Annotated in this window: 19 protein-coding genes; 16 read left to right on the top strand and 3 right to left on the bottom strand. The window is 59.1% G+C overall.

Annotated features, from left to right (window positions below):
* Positions 1–3: 3 nt before the first annotated feature.
* The 5 genes from CU048_09110 to CU048_09090 are packed head-to-tail and all read left to right on the top strand — an operon-like array spanning position 4 to position 4641.
* Complete coding sequence (locus CU048_09110) at positions 4–786, top strand: uroporphyrinogen III synthase HEM4 (protein QBR71413.1); 783 nt, start codon at positions 4–6, stop codon at positions 784–786.
* 27 nt (positions 787–813) lie between these two features.
* Entirely contained in the window at positions 814–2013 is a 1200-nt protein-coding gene (locus tag CU048_09105) for a branched-chain amino acid ABC transporter substrate-binding protein (GenBank protein ID QBR71412.1), read from the top strand.
* Positions 2014–2033: 20 nt separating this feature from the next.
* A complete protein-coding gene (locus tag CU048_09100; GenBank protein ID QBR72798.1) occupies positions 2034–3011 on the top strand; it encodes a hypothetical protein in 978 nt (325 codons plus the stop codon).
* Positions 3008–3793, top strand: a complete 786-nt coding sequence (locus CU048_09095; GenBank protein ID QBR71411.1) for an ABC transporter ATP-binding protein — start codon at positions 3008–3010, stop codon at positions 3791–3793. The genes CU048_09100 and CU048_09095 overlap by 4 nt, the downstream gene beginning before the upstream one ends.
* Positions 3794–3798: 5 nt before the next feature.
* A complete protein-coding gene (locus CU048_09090; GenBank protein QBR71410.1) occupies positions 3799–4641 on the top strand; it encodes a multidrug ABC transporter permease in 843 nt (280 codons plus the stop codon).
* 97 nt (positions 4642–4738) lie between these two features.
* Here CU048_09090 and CU048_09085 read toward each other — a convergent pair whose 3' ends face one another.
* A complete protein-coding gene (locus CU048_09085) occupies positions 4739–5140 on the bottom strand; it encodes a cytochrome c family protein (GenBank protein ID QBR71409.1) in 402 nt (133 codons plus the stop codon).
* A gap of 204 nt (positions 5141–5344) precedes the next feature.
* Here CU048_09085 and CU048_09080 point away from each other — a divergent pair, with 204 nt between their 5' ends.
* From CU048_09080 to ggt, 5 genes are read left to right on the top strand one after another with little or no spacing between them, the layout of a single operon-like run.
* The gene (locus tag CU048_09080; protein ID QBR71408.1) at positions 5345–6346 is read left to right on the top strand and encodes an ABC transporter substrate-binding protein; all 1002 of its coding nucleotides are present in this window, start codon (positions 5345–5347) and stop codon (positions 6344–6346) included.
* Between the two features lie 20 nt (positions 6347–6366).
* Complete coding sequence (locus tag CU048_09075; protein QBR71407.1) at positions 6367–7107, top strand: ABC transporter permease; 741 nt, start codon at positions 6367–6369, stop codon at positions 7105–7107.
* Positions 7097–7807, top strand: coding sequence for an ABC transporter ATP-binding protein (locus tag CU048_09070; protein QBR72797.1), 711 nt, complete (start codon positions 7097–7099; stop codon positions 7805–7807). The genes CU048_09075 and CU048_09070 overlap by 11 nt, the downstream gene beginning before the upstream one ends.
* Positions 7794–9458, top strand: coding sequence for an ATP-dependent DNA helicase RecQ (locus tag CU048_09065; GenBank protein QBR71406.1), 1665 nt, complete (start codon positions 7794–7796; stop codon positions 9456–9458). Before CU048_09070 ends, CU048_09065 begins: the two co-directional genes overlap by 14 nt.
* Positions 9455–11233 carry a gamma-glutamyltransferase gene (gene ggt / locus CU048_09060; protein QBR71405.1) on the top strand — a complete coding sequence of 593 codons (1779 nt, stop codon included), beginning with the start codon at positions 9455–9457 and terminating at the stop codon, positions 11231–11233. Before CU048_09065 ends, ggt begins: the two co-directional genes overlap by 4 nt.
* 71 nt (positions 11234–11304) lie before the next feature.
* On the opposite strand, the gene CU048_09055 is transcribed toward ggt, so the two are convergent.
* The gene (locus CU048_09055) at positions 11305–11688 is read right to left on the bottom strand and encodes a hypothetical protein (GenBank protein QBR71404.1); all 384 of its coding nucleotides are present in this window, start codon (positions 11686–11688) and stop codon (positions 11305–11307) included.
* A gap of 226 nt (positions 11689–11914) precedes the next feature.
* Between CU048_09055 and CU048_09050 the strand changes: the two genes are divergently transcribed.
* The 3 genes from CU048_09050 to CU048_09040 are packed head-to-tail and all read left to right on the top strand — an operon-like array spanning position 11915 to position 14515.
* Positions 11915–13054, top strand: a complete 1140-nt coding sequence (locus tag CU048_09050) for a hypothetical protein (GenBank protein ID QBR71403.1) — start codon at positions 11915–11917, stop codon at positions 13052–13054.
* Between the two features lie 10 nt (positions 13055–13064).
* Entirely contained in the window at positions 13065–13745 is a 681-nt protein-coding gene (locus CU048_09045; GenBank protein ID QBR71402.1) for a hypothetical protein, read from the top strand.
* Between the two features lie 29 nt (positions 13746–13774).
* Complete coding sequence (locus tag CU048_09040; GenBank protein QBR71401.1) at positions 13775–14515, top strand: glucose 1-dehydrogenase; 741 nt, start codon at positions 13775–13777, stop codon at positions 14513–14515.
* A gap of 8 nt (positions 14516–14523) precedes the next feature.
* Here CU048_09040 and CU048_09035 read toward each other — a convergent pair whose 3' ends face one another.
* Positions 14524–15435 carry an ornithine--acyl-ACP N-acyltransferase OlsB gene (locus tag CU048_09035; protein ID QBR71400.1) on the bottom strand — a complete coding sequence of 304 codons (912 nt, stop codon included), beginning with the start codon at positions 15433–15435 and terminating at the stop codon, positions 14524–14526.
* A gap of 171 nt (positions 15436–15606) precedes the next feature.
* Between CU048_09035 and CU048_09030 the strand changes: the two genes are divergently transcribed.
* From CU048_09030 to CU048_09020, 3 genes are all read left to right on the top strand, one after another.
* Entirely contained in the window at positions 15607–16419 is an 813-nt protein-coding gene (locus CU048_09030) for a 1-acyl-sn-glycerol-3-phosphate acyltransferase (protein ID QBR71399.1), read from the top strand.
* Between the two features lie 474 nt (positions 16420–16893).
* Positions 16894–18120: an 8-amino-7-oxononanoate synthase gene (locus tag CU048_09025; protein ID QBR72796.1), complete on the top strand. Its 1227-nt coding sequence runs from the start codon at positions 16894–16896 to the stop codon at positions 18118–18120.
* A 91-nt stretch (positions 18121–18211) separates the two neighbouring features.
* Complete coding sequence (locus tag CU048_09020; GenBank protein QBR71398.1) at positions 18212–19354, top strand: hypothetical protein; 1143 nt, start codon at positions 18212–18214, stop codon at positions 19352–19354.
* The last annotated feature ends 32 nt before the right edge of the window (positions 19355–19386 follow it).

The following is a 19386-nucleotide window of genomic DNA, read 5'->3' as shown; positions in this document are numbered from 1 at the left end:
AACATGATGGTCTTGCTGACACGCGCCTTGGATCAAGCCAAGCGGACGGCCGCACAACTTGAGCGGCAAGGACACAAGGCGATGTTTTCCCCGGTCCTCGATATGGTCCCGACCGGAGCCATCTGGCCGGCGGGGGTCGTCGACGGGGTCATCGCGACGAGCGCGCTCGCGTTCGAGCTATTTTCCGATACGCCGGAGTGGCCGGCACCGGAAGCCCGCCGCCTGATGCCCTTGATCCTCGTTGGGGAGCGCACGCGCGAAGCGGCCAAGGAGCGTGGCTTTGAGGGTCCGGCTCTGGTTGCGCCAGATGTGAAAATGCTTTGCGCCGAAATCGAACCGGACGGTCGCGCGCCTCGTCGACTTGTCTATCTCGCCGGGCGTGATCGCAAACCCGAGATCGAAGATCATTTCCGGAGTATCGAAAACACGCTCGAACTGATCGAGGTCTATGCGGCACAGCCCACCGATTCTCTGAACGACGCAGTCACGGCCCGCCTGGAGACCGGCGAGATCGGCGCTGTATTGCATTATTCCCGACGCAGCACGGAAATTTTCCTGAGCCTCGCGCGAGCCGCCGCTCTCGATATGTCGCGAGTCAACCACGTCTGCATTTCAAGCGATGCGGCGGCACCGCTCATGGCGAGTGGGATTCATGAAGTCCTGATTGCCAAGTCGCCCGATGAGCCGGCAATGTTGGCCATCGTCAATGCCTTGGCGGGCCTGCCCGAGCCGCCGCCGCTCGGTCCCGGCGAAATACAAGATCTTGATAAGCAAGAGCTTGATTAGACGCCCGTAACCGACCATGATTTACGTATGATTTTCAAGCATGGTGTTGTTGCTGCCCTTCTCGCCGCGGGGCTTGTCATGTGCACCCTCCCGGCGAGCGCAGCGGACACGCTCAACGTCAAGGTGGGCTTCATTCGAGCGCCCCATCTGCATGACACCCTCTCGATTCTCGACGTTCCCGCGGAAGACGATGGCATCGCCGGGGCCAAGCTTGCCGCGGAAGATAACAATACGACGGGCCGCTTTCTTGGACAGAGTTTTACGATTGAGGACATTCTTCTGAAACCCGGAGAGGATCCGGTCGCAGCCCTCAATGCCCTGATCGATCGCGGTGTTTCCCTGGTTCTTGTCGATCTTCCAGCCGACCAGCTCCTCGCGCTCAGCGCCGCGGCCAAAGGCAAGCCGGTCCTGCTGTTCAATACCAGTGCGCCGGAAGATTCGCTGCGCGAGGAAAACTGCCGCGCCAATCTCTTTCATATCGCGCCGACCTATTCCATGCTGGCCGACGGGCTCGCTCAATATCTTGTTTGGAAGCAATGGAAGCGCTGGCTCCTTATCAAAGGGTCGCATCCCGAAGATGAGCTTTTTGCCGAGGCGCTGCGCCGCGCCGCGAAAAAGTTTGGCGCCAAGATCGTCGAGGAGCGAACCTATGCCGACACTGGCGGCGGCCGGCGCTCGGATTCGGGAAGTGTGCAAACCCAAAGACTCATTCCAGCGGCGACGCAAAGCGCGCCGGCCTATGATGTTCTCATCGCTGCCGATCAAAGCGAAGTCTTTGCAAACTATCTTCCATACCGCACCTTCGATCCGCGGCCGGTCGCGGGCTCAGCCGGCCTGAAGCCGACGAGCTGGGATGGCAGCCATGAGCAATGGGGCGCGGTCCAATTGCAAAATCGATTCATGAAGCTAGCCGCGCGGCGCATGAACGATCGCGACAATCAAGCCTGGGTCGCGATGCGGATGATTGGCGAAGCAGCAACCCGCACCCAGTCGAACGATCCCAAGATCCTCCGCGATTATCTGACGGGACCGGATTTTGCCATCGCCGCCTTCAAGGGACAGAAGCAGACCTTGCGGCCCTGGAACCAGCAGTTGCGGCAGCCTATTCTCCTTGGAGATGGAAGAATGATCGTTTCGGTTTCACCGCAGGAAGGATTTCTGCATCAGACGTCCGAACTCGACACGCTGGGTTTCGATCGGCCCGAAACAAAATGCAAATTGCAATGATCGTTTCAGAAAGTCACCGGATGCCAAGGATTGCTTTTTATGCCTGCATGATCGGTGCGCTGGGCCTTGCGCGCGCTTTGCCGGCCCAGGCGTTTACCGCTTATGTGTCGAACGAAAAGGGCAATTCGATTTCGATTATCGACACGGAGAAAATGGCCGTCATCGACACGGTTCCGGTCGGCCATCGGCCGCGTGGAATCGCGCTCAATCAAGATGGCAGCGAACTCTTCATCTGCGCCGGCGACGACGACACGATCCAAATCCTCGATACCAAGAAGCTCTCCATCGTCGGCACCTTGTCTTCGGGCGCCGATCCCGAACTTCTGATCCTCAGCCCGGACGGCAAGCTGCTTTACACGTCGAATGAGAACGACAATCTGGTGACCGTGATCGACGTCGCGACGCGGAAGTCGGTCGCCGAAATTCCGGTCGGCGTCGAACCGGAAGGAATGGCGCTGAGCCCCGACGGCAAGGTCATTGTCAACACGTCGGAAACGACGAACATGGCGCATCTGATCGACACGCAAACGCGCAAGATTTTCGCCAATGTTCTCGTGGACGCGAGGCCCCGCGCGGCGCAATACACGCCGGATGGGTTGGAATTATGGGTGTCGTCTGAAGTCGGCGGGACGGTCAGCGTGATCGATGTTGCGACCTCGAAAGTCAAACAAAAGATCGTCTTTGAGATCCCCGGCCTTTCGAAGGAAGCCATTCAGCCGGTCGGTTTGCGATTTACCCCAGATGGAAAACGGGCTTTCGTGGCGCTCGGCCCGGCAAACCGAGTCGCGGTCATCGATACCGCGACTAAGAAGGTGGAGAAATATCTCTTGGTCGGCCAGCGTGTGTGGCAATTGGCGTTCACGCCGGACGCCAAATATCTCTACACGACAAATGGCGTGTCGAATGATGTCTCTGTCATCGACGTGGCGAGCCTCAAGGTGGTGAAATCGATTGCGGTCGGCTCCTTCCCCTGGGGCGTTGCGATCGCACGCCAATGAGCGTTTCCGTGCCCGAAGCCAACGCTCCGGTCGGCGTTCCGCCTGATGCTTTGGATATTGTCGGGGTCGGTTACAGCTACGGCAAGCGCCGGGCTTTGGAGAATGTCTCCTTTAGCGTCCGGCAAGGCAGCTTCACGGTCCTGCTTGGCCTCAACGGGGCCGGCAAGAGCACCTTGGTCAATTTGATCACGCGGCTGTTTGCGCCACGAAGCGGTACCATCCAAATATTGGGCTTCGACGTGAACCGCGCTCCGGGCGAAGCGCTGCGAAATCTCGGTGTCGTGTTTCAGGCACGCACGCTCGATCTCGATCTGACGATCATGCAAAATCTTCTCTACCATGCGGCCTTGCACGGAATTTCGGCGCGAGCGGCAAAGCTGCGGGTGGGCGAGGTCTTGGCCCAAGTCGAGCTGACCGATCGCGCCAATGACAGGGCGCGTGATCTTTCCGGCGGGCAGATGCGCCGGGTGGAAATTGCGCGTGCGCTTTTGCATCGTCCGCGCATGCTGCTGCTCGACGAACCGACCGTCGGGCTCGACATCAAGGCCCGCGCGGACATTCTTAAACATGTGCGTGCTCTCGTCGCGTGCGAGGGCTTGGGCGTGCTTTGGGCCACCCATCTCATCGACGAGCTCGAACCGAGCGACGAAGTTGTGGTGTTGCACGAGGGCCGGGTCCTTGCCACCGGCAACAGCAGCCATGTTGCCGCCCGTGCGGATGCGGCCGACATCGGTGCCGCCTTCAACAAATTAGTCCGCACGGACGGCGCAACAGCGAGGTGAAATCTATGCGATCTGTCGTGACGGCACCGACGCGCGAAGGCTTCGGGTTTGCCCGCTATGCGGTTTGCTTCGGCGGCATCGTATGGCGCGAGGCTCTGCGGTTCTGGCACCAGCGCGAGCGCTTCGTCTCCGCCCTGGTGCGCCCGCTGGTCTGGCTGTTCATCTTTGCGGCCGGTTTCCGTTCGGTCCTGGGCGTCTCGATTATTCCGCCCTACGAAACCTATGTGCTCTACGAGGTCTATATCACGCCCGGCCTCATCGCGATGATCGAGCTTTTCAGCGGCATGCAATCCTCGCTGTCGATGGTTTATGACCGCGAGATGGGAAACATGCGCACGCTTCTGGTCAGTCCGTTTCCGCGCTGGTTTCTGCTGATGTCCAAACTCGTCGCCGGCACCGCCGTCTCGCTGTGCCAAGTCTATGCGTTTCTGATCGTCGCCTATTTCTGGGACATCGAGCCGCCGACTTTTTGGGGCTATCTGACCGTGCTTCCCGCGCTCATACTCGCGGGTCTCATGCTGGGTTCGCTCGGCATGCTCTTATCGTCGCTGGTCAAGCAGTTGGAAAATTTTGCCGGGGTGATGAACTTCGTCATCTTCCCGATGTTTTTTGCTTCCTCCGCGCTCTATCCGCTTTGGCGGGTCAAGGAGGGCAGCCCGTGGCTCGCCTATGTTTGCGAACTCAATCCATTCACGCATGCGGTCGAGCTGATCCGATTCGCCTTTTACCAAAAGATCGATTTTCTGGCCTTGGCGGTCGTGCTTGGCGCGACGATTGTGTTCCTCGCCGCGGCGATCGTTGCCTATGATCCTTCGCGGGGGATGCTTTCGCGACGCGAGACCCCATAGGCAACGTTTAAGTCGAAAGTCAAAGCTTCCGATTCGGATGGCGCGCTGGAACGCAGGTCTTTTACGGCGCGGACCAGCGGCCTTTCGTCGTGTCGGACTACTTCTTCTTTCCGTCCGCGCCAAACTGCGCGAGATAGGCGACGAGATTTTCCCGATCGGTATCCTTTGGGACACCCGTGAAGATCATCTTCGTGCCCGGAACTTTGGCCTTTGGATTGGCGAGGAATTCGCCGAGCGAAGCGTCGTCCCAGGTAATTCCGGAACTCTTGAAGGCTTCCGAATAATTGTAATCCGGCACGGAGCCAGCCTTGCGCCCGATCAAGCCGTTCAGCTCAGGGCCGACCAAATTCGTGGCGCCTTCGCCAACCTTGTGGCATGTGTGGCAGGGCAGTTTGTTGAAGATTTTTTCGCCTTCGGCGGCATCCCCCGCGGCCATAGCCCCCGCGATGGAACCGACCCAAGCGGCTGTGGCAATAACGCAGACATATTTAAGAGTCATATCCGGTTTCCTTCCCTTTGCATGCGAGGGGCATTCGATTGATCGTCTCACCCATGGCATTCACCATGACCCACCCGGCGATCCTCATTATGGCTCGCTTAGCAAAACATGTATCCTGAGACTATGGCAAAAGACAACCCGCCGCCGTGCGGAAACGCAGCCGAGTTCCGTTTCCGCGGCGATCAAAGAGTTAAGGCAGCATTCATGACACCACTCCGCCGGCTTTCCTTTCGCGAGCGATTTGGACGGGCTGCATTTTACCTTGCCCTAACGGTCCTTTTCAATTGCGAGGCCGCAGCAGCCGAAAAGCTTCGCCTTGCGGTGCAAAAGACCGGAACTTTCGCCTGGGAACTCGCGATTATAACCTCGCGCGGATTGGACAAGAAGGCGGGTCTTGACATTGAAGTCACAGAGCTTGCCTCGCCCGAAGCGGCAAAGATTGCCTTGATGGGGGGCGCTGCCGATATGATCCTCAGCGATTGGCTCTGGGTCGCGCGCCAGAGAAATCTCGGCGGCCATATGGTTTTTTCACCCTATTCGACCGCGCTGGGAGCGGTGATGATTCCGGCGGGCTCCCCCATCAAGGAACTTGCCGGCTTAAAGGGCAAGAAGTTCGCGGTCGCCGGCGGCCCCTTGGACAAGAGCTGGTTGTTGCTGCAGGCGCTCGCGAAACAATCGAATTTTGACATCGCGGCGCAGGCCGACATCATCTATGGCGCACCGCCTCTTCTCTATCAAAAGGCCGTGAGTGGCGAGGCCGACGCCACCTTGAACTATTGGAACTTTTGCGTGGCCCTCGAAGCGCGCGGGTTCCGGCGCCTCATTAGCATGGGTGACGTGGAAAAGCGCCTCGGCGCCAAGGGACCGGTGGCCATGGTCGGGTATGTTTTTGACGAAGGCTTCGCGCAAAGCCACACCGCCGCCCTTGCGCAATTTTTCAAAATTGCGGCGGAAGCTAAAAACATTCTCGTCCATTCCGATGCCGATTGGGAGAAGATCGGCCATCAGCTGGGGATCGTCGATCCGGCGCAACTCGCTCTGTACCGCAAGTATTATGTCGATGGTATCCCGCGCCGCTCGGTTGCAGAGGAAGCCGCCGATGCCCGCGCGCTCTACCGCGTCTTGGCCAAGATCGGCGGCCCCGATCTCGTCGGCAATGCGGCGGAACTCAACGAGGGGACATTTTATCAGAACCCCGACTTTTGAGACTGCTGGAAACTTCTCCCATGCTCTTCAAATTGGCTCCGCTCGCGCTGCTGATTCTCGCTTGGCAATTGGGTTCGAGCCTCGCCGGGACCAATCTGCTGCCCGCGCCGCTTGCGGTCATGTCTGTCATTGGGGCAGAGATGCGGTCGGGCGCGCTGTTTGCCAATCTTGCAATTACCCTCGTGCGCGTTGCCGTTGCGTTTATGCTGGCGATGGTGTTGGGGACTGCGCTCGGCGTCATCATGGGCCGCAATAAGACCGTGAACCAATTGTGCGATCCGCTGATCATCGTGCTTTTGAATCTCCCGGCTCTTGTTCTCATCGTCCTCGCTTATATCTGGGTTGGGCTGAATGAGGCCGCGGCAATCGGAGCGGTTGCGCTGAATAAATTGCCGAATACCACAGTGACCCTGCGCGAGGGTACGCGCGCGCTTGACGTCGGTCTCGATGAAATGGCGCGGGTTTTCCGCATGCCGCTCAGTGCGAGGCTTAGGCATGTCGTGCTGCCGCAGCTTGCGCCCTATGTCGCGGCGGCGATGCGATCGGGGCTTTCGCTGGTCTGGAAGGTGGTCCTCGTTGCCGAGCTACTTGGCCGCTCGAATGGCGTTGGTTTTGAGATCGGCTTGGCGTTCCAGCTGTTCGACGTGACCCGACTTCTTGCCTATGCGCTGCCTTTCGTCGGACTCATGCTGGCGATTGAAACTTTCGTCGTGCAGCCCTTTGAGCGACATGTTGCGCGATGGCGGCCACATGGAGCTTGAAGTTTCCATCGCGGCGAAAGCCTTTCGGGCCGCCTCCGGGGAAACGCGCCTCGTTCTGCGCGATGTCGCATTCGGGTTGCGCGAGGGAGAGGTTTGTGCCCTGCTTGGGCCCTCCGGCTGCGGCAAGACGACCTTGCTGCGCATCATCTCGGGGCTCGATCCAGATTTCCAAGGACGCGTATCATTGCCGCCGTCGCATAGGATCGGAATGGTTTTCCAAGAACCGAGGCTCTTGCCGTGGCGTAGCGTTGCGGACAATCTGAGCCTCGTTGGGATTTCAAGCGAGCTCGATCTCGCCGAAATCGTTGCGGCGCTCGGGCTGTCCATGCATCTCGATCATTTTCCAGCGGAACTCTCCCTCGGACTTGCCAGGCGGGTTGCAATCGCCCGCGCGTTTGCGGTCAAGCCCAATCTTCTTCTCCTCGACGAGCCTTTCGTCTCCCTCGATGCCAATCTCGCAACTCGTCTCCGGGAGGAACTTCTGGCCCTCGTCTTAAAGCACAAGGCGACGACCCTCATCGTGACCCATGACGTCGAGGAGGCGATCTCCATCGCCGACCGAATCATTATTTTGTCCGGGGCGCCAGGCCAAATCATTGCCGACAGAACAATCGAATCCCCCCGCAGGGCCCTAACCGCGGCTCTAATGGCCCGCATGAAGAATGAGATTCTCGCGCTGATTGAACATGCCGCGTCGTGAAATCGGGGGCGTCGTGGACGCCGGCATGAGCGAGGCGAAGGAAGCGCTGAACCGCGTTTTCGGCTTTGCCGATTTCCGGCCGGGTCAGCAAGAAATTCTCGAAGCCGTGTTCGCGGGCGAAAACATTTTGGCGATCATGCCGACGGGGTCTGGCAAATCGCTGTGCTACCAATTGCCGGCGCTGGTGCGTAAAGGTCTTACCGTCGTTGTTTCGCCTCTCATCGCCTTGATGCGTGACCAGGTCCAGCAACTGCAAGCGCGTGGAATTGCGGCAGCGACGTTGAACTCGTCAATCAGCGGCGCGGATAATGCGGCGGTGGAGGCCGGCCTCCGTCGTGGTCTTTATCGCCTTGTCTATGTCTCGCCCGAGCGCCTGGTACGCCCCGATATGCCGGCGCTTCTGCGCGAGGCCGGCGCGCAGATGTTCGCCATTGACGAGGCCCATTGCGTCAGCCAATGGGGACATGACTTCCGCCCGGAATATCTGGGCATTGCGCAAGCGGCGCGGGCCATTGGCGATCTTCAGATCATCGCGGTCACTGCGACGGCCGATCTATCGACCCGGTCGGAAATCGCCGAGCGGCTCTTTCCCGCGCCGCCGAATGTCTTTGTCCGGTCATTCGATCGGCCAAATATCCGCCTCGCCTTCCGTCGCCGCACCGATACCATCCGCCAGATCGAAACAGTTCTTCATCGGCACAAAAGGCAGAGTGGCATTATCTATTGCAGGACGCGCAAGGGTTCCGAAAGCCTGGCGCAAATCTTGGCCGAACGCGGGGTGCCGACACTTGCCTATCACGCGGGACTTGAACCCCAATCGAGATCCGACCGCGAGGACGAGTTTCTGCGTCATGATGCGATGATTATGGTTGCCACCATCGCGTTCGGCATGGGGATCGACAAGCCCAATGTCCGCTTCGTGTGTCATGCGGATTTGCCTGACAGCATCGAGGCCTATTATCACGAAACCGGCCGGGCGGGGCGCGACGGACTCCCCGCGGAATCGATGACGCTGTTCAATGAAAGCGACATTGAAAAGCGCGCGAAACAAATTTTCATGAGCGATGCGCCGGAAGATCGCAAACGGATCGAGAGACAGAAGCTCGACTCCCTGGTCGCCTTGTGCGAATCGCCGCGTTGTCGCCGCCAGACCTTGCTCGGGGCCTTTGGAGAGGCCTCGATGCCTTGCGGCAATTGTGACAATTGCGACGGGCGGTGGCCATCGCTGGCGCGTATCGCCGCCGCGCAAAGAGTCCCCTCTGCAATCCAGCGAGCTGCAAGACGCCTTTTTGCCCATCGCACCGCCGGTTTTTTCGCGGACTCGGGGGCAACTGATCTCGCCCAAGTAGAAGAGATGGGAGATAAGCCTTGGACCTTTGAGCCGCCCAAGGCGCGGATGCAAATCGAGCAGCTGACGGCGCGGCAAAATAAACTCTTCGTGGCGCTCAAAGCGAAGCGTCTTGAAATCGCCCTACGGCAAAGGCAGGCTCCCGTGCTTATTTTCGATGACGCGATTTTGTTCGAGATGGCGAAGACATGTCCCAAGACCCGCGAAGAGGTTATGAGCATTCCTGGAGTTCAGCAGGAAAAATTCGACCGCTATGGTGCGACGTTCCTTGCCGTCGTTTTGGATCATAGCGAATTGTCATGAGAAGAGTGTTGGCCCTCCCAAACCTGTCCGCTGTGTTACGCAGTTCCATTCGAGCGAGCATGCTCGCGCTTGTGTGTCTTGCGAGCGTGGCGAGTCCGCGCGCGGAAGCACCCCAGCCGCCGCCGATTATTTTGCAAGGCGCGCGTTTTCTGCCGGTTCTCGCGCGGCATGGCATGGTCGTCGCGCAGGAAGGGACGGCGGCCAAAATCGGTGTCGAAATCCTGCGGCGTGGGGGCAACGCGGTCGATGCGGCGGTCGCTGTCGGATTTGCCCTTGCCGTGACTTTGCCGCGCGCCGGGAATCTCGGGGGCGGCGGCTTTATGCTAATTCATCTTGGCAAAGAGAAGAAAGACGTCGCGATCGATTACCGCGAAACGGCCCCGGCCGATACGCCGCGCGATGTGTTTCTCGATGAAGCGGGCGAAGCGGTGGCCGCCAAGTCGCGTGACAGCGGGCTTGCAGTGGGCGTGCCAGGGACCGTGGCCGGCCTTACATCGGCTTTCAAAATCTACGGATCGGGCAAGCTCTCTTTGGCCGAGCTGGTCGCTCCGGCGGTCGCGCTCGCCCGCGGCGGTATCGATGTCGGCGAGGATCTCGCCGATTCTCTGCCGCGCGCGGAGGCCCGGCTGAAACGTTGGCCGACGACTGCACGGATTTTTCTCCGCGATGGTGTTACTTCGCTCGCGCGCGGCGACAGGCTCGTGCAATCGGATCTTGCCGGCGTTCTTGAGGCGATTGGCCGCAACGGCGATCGCACTTTCTATGAAGGGCCGGTGGCGGAGAAAATCGTTGCGAGTGTCCGTGCCGCCGGAGGCCGGATGACGCAAGACGATTTGAAGTCCTACCGCGCGATTGAACGCGTGCCGTTGCATGGCGTCTATCGCGGCCATGACGTCATCGCGATGCCGCCACCCTCGTCCGGCGGCGTTCACATCATCGAATTGCTCAATATATTGGAAGGCTTTCCGCTTGCCGCCCAAGGGGCCGATTCCGCTGCAACCATTCATCTCATGGCGGAATCGATGAAACTGGCCTACGCCGACCGGGCCGAATATCTTGGCGATCCGGATCAAGTTTCAATTCCCGTCAGCGGGCTGATTTCCAAAGCCTATGCGGAGAAGCTGCGGGCCGAGATTTCAGCATCGCGCGCCCGCCCCTCGGCTGAGATCAAACCTCTCGATCCCGTGCCCTATGAAAGCGATCAGACAACCCATTTTTCGATTGTCGACAACGACGGCAATGCGGTCGCCAACACCTATACCTTGAACTTTTCCTACGGCCTCGGCCTTGTCGCGGACGGCACGGGCGTCCTCCTCAATAATGAGCTCGACGACTTTGCGGCGAAGCCCGGAACGCCGAACGCCTATGGGCTTATCGGGGGTATCGCCAACGCGCCGGGGCCACACAAACGGCCGCTGTCGTCGATGGCGCCGACCATGATCTTTCGCGATGGAAAACTTGAACTTGTCACCGGCTCGCCCGGGGGCTCGCGGATCATCACGATTGTCACGGAGATCATCCTCGATACTCTCGATTTCGGCATGAACATAGCCGAGGCGACGGCGTCGGTGCGCATCCATCACCAATGGCAGCCGGATGAATTGCAGGTTGAGCGCGGCCTTTCGGTGGACACGATACGCCTGCTCGAGGCCTTGGGACATAAGGTCGTTACATACGGCGCCTGGGGTTCGGCCGAGAGCATTCTTTGCGGGGATGGGCTGTTGATGGGCGCCGCCGATACGCGCCAACGCGGCACGTTGGCGGTAGGGTACTGAGGGGCACTTCAGCCTCTTGCGAGCCCAATCGGTCAATGACCAGAGATCATCCAGCGGGGGCCGTGCAGGATTCACGCGGTCTCGGCGACCACCGCTAATTTGCTCTTCTCAGCATGGCGATCGGGGTTGGATAATCGAGACTCCGAATAATAAGGCGAGCCAATGCCACGACTGGCTTCGGCGACAACGCCTGCGTCAAAAAATTTGACCGAGAGATCGCCGCCGAGTTGCTTGGCCGCATGTGCAAGATAGCCTTCCGCATAGGTTTTGGCGTCCGCGCGCGAATCGAATTCGTAAAAGCCGCCGATCGTGTTGGTGTTGATCCCACTCAGCCAGGTTTTGCTGTTCAACCCTTTCTCTTGCTTCATGGCGAGATTGATCGGCGCCCAATCCAATTCCGCAAATGGGATGGACACTTGAATCTCTGCATAGAGGAACACTTTGCCGTCGCTCATTGATCATCTCCTACGTTCTTGAAGCAATTTGGGTCAGAGGGCTTGTCAATATCTTAGTTGACAAGTTCTATAGAATAAATTACTACAAAACGAGACGGCGGGAGTCAAGGGGCGAGTCGTGGCGGAAGGATAATCCCTGGCCGATGCTCTCTTCGCCGCTCCGGTCCGCAGCCTCTTCAACAGGCGTCCACCCCATCCCACGGCGTTTCGCCGTCCCCCGAGGCAAATCGTGCCAAACCCTTATTATTCTCAAGAAAACCATGGCCCTTATGAGCTTTTCGACCTCGGTGATTTTGAGCTCGAGGACGGTGGGACGATCAGGGGCTTGAAGCTGGCCTATGCGACGATTGGAAATCTGTCTGCGAACCGGGACAACGCGATCCTTTTTCCGTCCTGGTATTCCGGAACAAGCAAAATCCTGGAGCAAGCCTATATCGGTCCCGGCCGCGCAATCGATCCCACCAAATATTTTGTCATTCTCGTCAATCAGATCGGCAATGGTCTTTCGACCTCGCCGGACAATGCTTCCCCGCCCTTCAATGCGGCGAAATTTCCGCGGGTGCGGATCGGCGATGATGTGCGGGCGCAGCACAGGCTAATCACTGAAAAGTTCAACATCGAGCGCCTGGAACTCGTTCTCGGCGGCTCGATGGGAGCCCAGATGACCTATGATTGGGCGGTGCGCTTTCCAGACCTTGTCCGGCGCGCCGCGCCGATCGCGGGGACTGCCAAGGGCACGGCCCATAATAAGCTGCTCCTTGAAACTTTCATTGAGGCGATCACCAGCGATCCTGCTTGGGACGGCGGTTGGTACGCGACACCCGACGCCGTGCATCGCGGCCTCAGACGCCATGCCCGGTTATTTGCGGCTTCTGGGTTCACCCCCGATCTTTTCAATACGGAAGAATGGCGCAAACTCGGCTTCTCTTCCGTCGATGATTTTCTTGTCGGATTCGTCGAAGCTCACTTCCTCCCGCAAGATCCGAACAATCTGATCCTGCTGGCGTCGAAATGGCGGGACAATGATGTAAGCCGCTTGGCCGACGGCGACCTGAAAACGGCTCTTTCCCGTATCAAGGCAAAGACCCTCGTCATTGGCATCGAAGAGGACGGCTTCTTTCCGCTCAAGGATATCGCAGCCGAGCAGAAACTGGTTCCCGGCAGCAAGCTAGCGGTGGTGTCCTCGACATGGGGACATTTGGCGCTGTTCGGGCTCGACCCCGGTTACAACCGCCAGCTGGATACTCAACTCACCAATCTATTGGCCGATGAGCCTGCCGCCGACGAGCCTGGCGCGGGTAGCGACGCCCTCGCGTCGTTCTCATCCCAATCCTCAAGATACCCAGAACAGCAGCATCAGCATTAAGGAGCAAGCCATGTCCGACGTTCAGTTAAGCATCAAGGAACCTGCCGTTTCCGAGGTTCGCCCCAACATCGATCCCTATCCCTTGAGCACCTATGTCGCCTGGGCGGGAAAGCGCAACCGTGACCCCATCCTGGATGTGTTCAAGCAGCTATTTCCACCCTCGGGCGATGCCCTTGAACTTGCCAGCGGAAGCGGCGCGCATATCAATTATTTCGCGCCGCATTTTCCGCACATAAGATTTCAGCCGTCCGACTACGACACGGATGTCTTCGATGCGATCAAAGAAACCCGGATTGCCAGTGCCAATGCCAATGTCTGGGATCCCGTCCATATCGACCTCACCAAACAGCAGACTTGGCCCGATGGCAGCCATCGGTATGATGTCATTTTTGTCATCAACCTGTTTCAGGTCGCGCCCGTGGAAATTGCCGACGGTATCGCCCAAGTCGCGGCCCGGGCGTTGAAGGATACGGGCTTTCTGGCGATTTACGGGCCGTTCAAGGTGGATGGACGATATACGACACCCTCCAACGAGGCCTTCGACAAGGAGATTCTTGCGGCGCGCGTGCCCGCTTGGGGACTGAAGGATGTCAGAGACATTGAAAAAGCCGGCAACAAGCACGGCATTATTCTGAAACAGCAGCTGTCTCTCCCGGCCAATAATTTTCTCCTTGTCTTCGGCCGGCCCTGAGCTCTTATTCGGGCGTGCACGGTCGAACGATGAGGGGCTCGACGTTGGCAGGCACCGCAGTGGTCGTTGGGGTCGGAGCGCCGAGCGGGCTGGGTGCGGCGCTGGCGCGCCGCTTCGCGCGCGAGGGATTGCGGGTCGTCGTCGCGGGCCGTACCGAGCAAAGATTGACGCTCACGGTTGAGGCCATTCGCAAGGCCGGGGGAATCGCCGAGGCGAAGGTAACGGATGCGACCCGCCAAAGCGATATCGCCGCGTTGTTCGATCAGACGGAAATCGGTTCCGACTTGGAGCTCGTCGCCTACAACGTCGGCAACAATATCATGCTGCCGTCGCTGGAGACCGATGCGGAGATTTTCGAAAAGACATGGCGACAGAACGCCCTCGGCGGGTTTCTGGTCGGGCAGGCGGCGATGCGGCGGTTCTTGCCCAAGCAGCGCGGCACGCTTTTGTTCACCGGCGCCACCGCCTCGGTGCGGGCTCGGCCGCCTTTCATCGCTTTCGCGTCGGCCAAGGCGGCCTTACGGGCCGTGGCGCAGGGGCTTGCGCGGGAGTTCGGCCCGCAAGGAATTCATGTTGCCCATGTGATCATCGATGGGGTCATTCAGGGAGAATATGCGCAAAGCAAATTTCCCGAGTTTGTGAAGGCGAAGGGTGCCGACGGGCTCCTCCACGTCGATGCGATCGCCGACACCTATTGGGGTCTCCACTGTCAGCCAAGGAGTGCCTGGACGCACGAGCTCGATTTGCGGCCGTTCAAGGAGCCGTTCTAGAGCCTCGCTCAGGCGACATAGCTTTCCGGCATTTCCATCGGGCCGCCATAATAATTCTGATAGCGCTCTTCCAGCTCGGCGAGCGGCATGATGGTGAAGACATCGGTCGTGCCGAATTCCGTGTCGATCACCGCGCCATTGCCAAACTTCGCGCCGGCCCGCAAATAGGCCTTGAGCAGCGGTGGAAGCGCTGCGATTCCCTTGCGCGCATCGACGGCCTCGCTGGTCAAAATCCCCATGCCGATGCCGCGACCGGCCAGAGGCCGCACGCTCCATTCTTCATCCGCGGCGGCGTGGTGATGGAGGAAACTCAAAGGCAGAGCGAGGGCGAGGGGATTGACGCCCGGCAGGCTCGCGCAGCCGATCAGAACATCGATCTGATGATGCTTGGCGTAGAGCCAAAGGCCCCGCCACAAGAGCTCGATGACGCGCTTCGACCGATATTGCGCATGAACGCATGAACGGCCTAATTCCAAGAAGCGTTTGCCGGGATGGCGGTCCAGCAGGGGACCAATATCGAATTCGGTTTGGCTGTAAAAACCTTGATGGCGGGCCGCGACCTCTCCGCGAAGCAGGCGGTACACACCGACGACTTTTGGCTTCGTGCGACCAAAACGGTTTTGATTCTCCTTGTCGATGACCAGAAGATGATCGCAGAATTTGTCAAACGGACAGACATCCCGCCTGGTCAAGGCTGCGCGCGGCGCGCTCGCGCGGCCTTCCTCGAAGAAGACCTTGAAGCGTAGTTGCTGCGCCTTGCGAATCTCGCGATTTGTCGACGCCAAGCGGATTTCAAAAGGCCCGAAGCGAGCAAGCACGGCCGGCAGGCCCGAGAGATCTCGTCGCGCGCGGCGCGGCTTTATGAAGGAGGCGGGGCGAAGAACGCCCCTGCTGCTGAAGGGCGTTGCAATGTTCCACATGAGCTGACGAATCTCGCCGAGAGCCAATATGGAAGATCTATTAGCGGGACGCGAAAGTTTGATGACGCAAAGGACGCACAACACGCCGGCGCAAGCGGGCTGTTGTCATCAAACTGCAAGTTGGGTGTTTTAGAAGAGCGCGCGAATCACAATGCCAACCTTCGTTGAGACATGGCTTATCTCCGCGTCACGGCGATCATCTTTGCGCTGCTTCTGTTTTTGTTGGCGGCACCGTTGCAATGGATCGCTTTGCGCCGAAGCTGGCCTCTCCGGCTGTGGCTTCCTGTCGCATTCAGCCGGACGATCATCGCGCTGCTGCGGCTTCGCGTTCATGCGGAGCGTAGTCCGCAACCGGAAGGGCCTCGGCTGCTGGCCGCCAATCATGTGTCGTGGCTCGACATCCTCGCGCTTTGCAGCGTCGAGCCGGTCTGCTTTCTTGCCAAGCGAGAGGTCGGAGGGTGGCCGATCGCCTCGACTTTTGCGCGATTGCAAGAGACCGTCTTCGTGGATCGCCAGCGGCGAAGGTCGATCCCCGGCGCGAATGCGACAATTGCGCGACGGCTGCTCGCGGGGCGCCCGACGCTTCTTTTTCCCGAAGGCACGACTGGCGACGGCATGGCGCTTCGTAAGTTCCATAGTTCGCATTTCGCGGCCGCGCGCGATCTTCTCGCCATGGCAAGCGGCGTCGATAAGGTCGCGGTGCAGCCTGTTGCCATCCGCTATTCATCGCCGTCGGCGGCATGGTTCGGCGACGCGGCCTTGCTGCCGCATCTTTGGTCGGTCATCAAAGGTGAGCCTATCCGATGCGAGCTCGTGTTCGGAAAGCCGCTCGCCTTTGCGCGCGGGGAAGATCGCAAGGCGGTCGCCAATCATGTGGCGTCCGTCATTGCCGAAATGCTTGCTGCCATGCCGCGGACGAAGCCAGCCAACGAAGCTGCGGAGGCCGTGGCGCAGGAAATGGAAACGCTCGCAGTCAATACCTAGCCTCGGAAAGGACCGACCGCCGTTACAATCGGGACGGGCCGATTTCAGCAGAAGGCATTGCGGAACGCGCTTTCATCGTTTGTTCATAATAAAACCAACAATCGGCGCTGCGCCTCTTAGAGTTATCCACAGGCAGCTTGCCAAAGAGCAGGTGATTCGTTCTGCGTGATCGCTCGCGCGATCTTCCGCAAGAGAGCACGACAAAATCACGATAGGCCTATTGTTACGGTTTGTAACCCGAATTGACAATGTGCGCTAAACTTTTGAAAAAATAGGATTTTATCGTTTTTTTGGGATTTAATGACGCGGGGTCGGACGGCTCATGCGATGATCCCCTTTTGCTCCCTCCGGCGCATAATGCTATGCCACGATTCGGCTGTCACCGGATCGGCGCGACTGATTAACGCCAATAATGTTAGGGAAGACCGGACCTGCCAATCGTCCCGTGAACCTATCTGGACCTCCGAACCCAAAGTGCAAAAGATCAATAGCCTCGCCGATTATGCAACGAAGCGCTTCCGGCTCGCCGGAAAGGCTTATCTCGAAGGCGGCGATCCTTTCTTCGCACCTATCGACAGCTTACGGCGGGAAGCCGAAATTCACGGCCGGCGCTTCGTCAGCTTCGCGAATTACGATTACCTCGGCCTCGCGTCTCACCCGGCGGTCAAGGCCGCCGCGGGGGCCGCGCTGGAAACATTCGGCGTCGGGGCGCTCGGCTCCCGTCTTGTCGGCGGCGAACGATCGACGCACCGTCGCTTGGAGGCCGGCCTTGCTAATTTTCTTGGAGTCGAGGCGGCGCTGACCCTGGTCAGCGGCTATCTCACCAATGTGACAACTATTTCACACATCCTTGGTTCGCGCGATGTGCTGTTCATAGATGAATTGTCACATAACAGTATCGTCAGCGGCGCCAAGGCGACGGTCGCCGAAACGATTATTTTCCGGCACAATGATCTCGACCATCTGGATTTTCTCCTGCGCGAGCGGCGCGGCAATTATCGCAATGCGCTGGTCGTCGCCGAGGGTCTTTACAGCATGGACGGCGACATCGCCGATCTGGTTCGGCTGGTCGAGATCAAGGAGAAGCGCAAGGCTTGGCTGCTGATCGACGAGGCCCATTCGATTGGGGTCCTTGGGAGCGAGGGGCGCGGCCTCTGGGAGCATTGCGGCGTCGACCCGCAACAAATCGATCTCATCATCGGCACGCTGTCGAAGACGCTTGCGTCGTGCGGCGGTTTCGTTGCGGGTAAGGCTCCGGTCATCGATTGGCTGCGGTATACCTTGCCCGGCTTCGTCTATAGCGTCGGCCTGTCGCCGGTCATAACGGCGGCGGCGGAAACGGCGCTGCAATTGATGCAGGAAGAGACCTGGCGCATCGAGCGCTTGCGCCATAATGCCGAACTCTTCATGGAGTTCGCGCATGACGCGGGGCTCGATACGGGGCCGGCGATCGGGCGAGGGGTCGTTCCAATCCTTTTTTCCGACAGCCTGGAGACCCTGGCAGCCTCCAGCCATTTGATGGACAATGGCTATTACGTGCCGCCGATCATTCAGATCGGCGTACCGAAAGATCAGCCGCGTCTGCGGTTCTTCCTTTCGACCCTTCACACCGAAGCTGAAATCAGAGGCGTGACCGATCTTTTGGCCAAGCGCGACAGTGTTCGTTTGGCGCCCACACGCTCGCTGAGCGCCGCGACCTGACAGCTTTTTCGCACCAGCCACGATTTATTCGCTTCAAACTGTGGCGGGAGAGCCGGCGCATTCTGGCCGCTCGAAAAAAAGGCCCTAGCCGATGAGCAGAATTGAGACCGTTCCGGCTGATGGGCTGTTCAATTTTCTCGCCTTTTGCCGGCTCCCGCGACTCATCTACAAGGATCAACCGGGGTTCGCGCCGCCGCTCGATGCGGAACGCTGGACTATGTTTGCGCACAAACTCAATCCGCATTTCAAGCTGGTCCAATCGCAAACCTGGCTCGCCCGAAAGAATGGCAAGCTTGCGGGAAGGATTTCCGCGCAGATCTACGACGAGGCTTACACGCCGCGCGGCGCGTCGCGGGCACAATTTGGCTGCCTCGATGCCATTGACGACGACGAGGTGGTTGCCGCTCTGACCAGGGCGGCCGAAGATTGGCTTCGCCAACATGGGGCCAGTGTGGTGCATGGCCCTTTTTCGCCATCGGTGAACAGCGAGACTGGACTTCTTGTCCAAGGGTTCGATGCCACCCCCATGGTGTTTATGCCTTGGAACCCAGCCTATCTCGGCGAGGCTTTGGAACGCCAAGGCTACCAGAAGGCGCGCGACCTTATTTCCTATCGCTATGACGTCGGCGAAAAAGACCGCGAGGCGAGCGCTCGCATCCTGTCCCGGCCCGAATGGCGCAAACGGCTGAACATCAGGACGCTCAATCTCAAGGATCTCGGCAAGGAAGCGGAAACCATCGTCGATATTTTTAACGATGCCTGGAGTGAAAATTGGGGCTTCGTGCCTTTCACTCTCGCCGAATTCATGTCGAGCGCCGACGGTCTCAAATTGGTGATGCCTCCCGAAGGCGGTTTCATGGTAGAACTCGACGGAGAGGCGCAGGCTTTCGGGATCATTTTGCCGAACCTGCATGAGGTCACCGCGGACCTTGGAGGCCGCCTTTTTCCCTTCGGTCTGCCGCGCGTGATTTCCCGGATCAGAAACCACGCCTTTACCTCGGGGCGGCTTGCGCTTTTCGGGATCCGCCGCGCCCTGCATCGAAAGGCCGCGGGCGGCGCGGTCATTCTGGCTTTTATTGAGGAAATGCGCGACCGCAGCAAATCGAGTTCGATCGAACATGTCGAATTCGGCTGGGTTTTGGAGGATAATTTCGGCATGCGCCGGCCGATCGAGCTTTCCGGCGCCCGCATCGACAAGGTGCATCGCGTCTATGAGAAAAGCCTCGCGGCCTGACTCGACGCCAAACCGCTTCGCGCGGACTCGTT

The organism is Beijerinckiaceae bacterium (assembly GCA_004564215.1).
GTDB lineage: Bacteria > Pseudomonadota > Alphaproteobacteria > Rhizobiales > Beijerinckiaceae > Methylocapsa.
The sequence above is the reverse complement of the archived record's forward strand: the minus strand, read 5'-3'. Positions and strand labels throughout refer to the sequence as shown.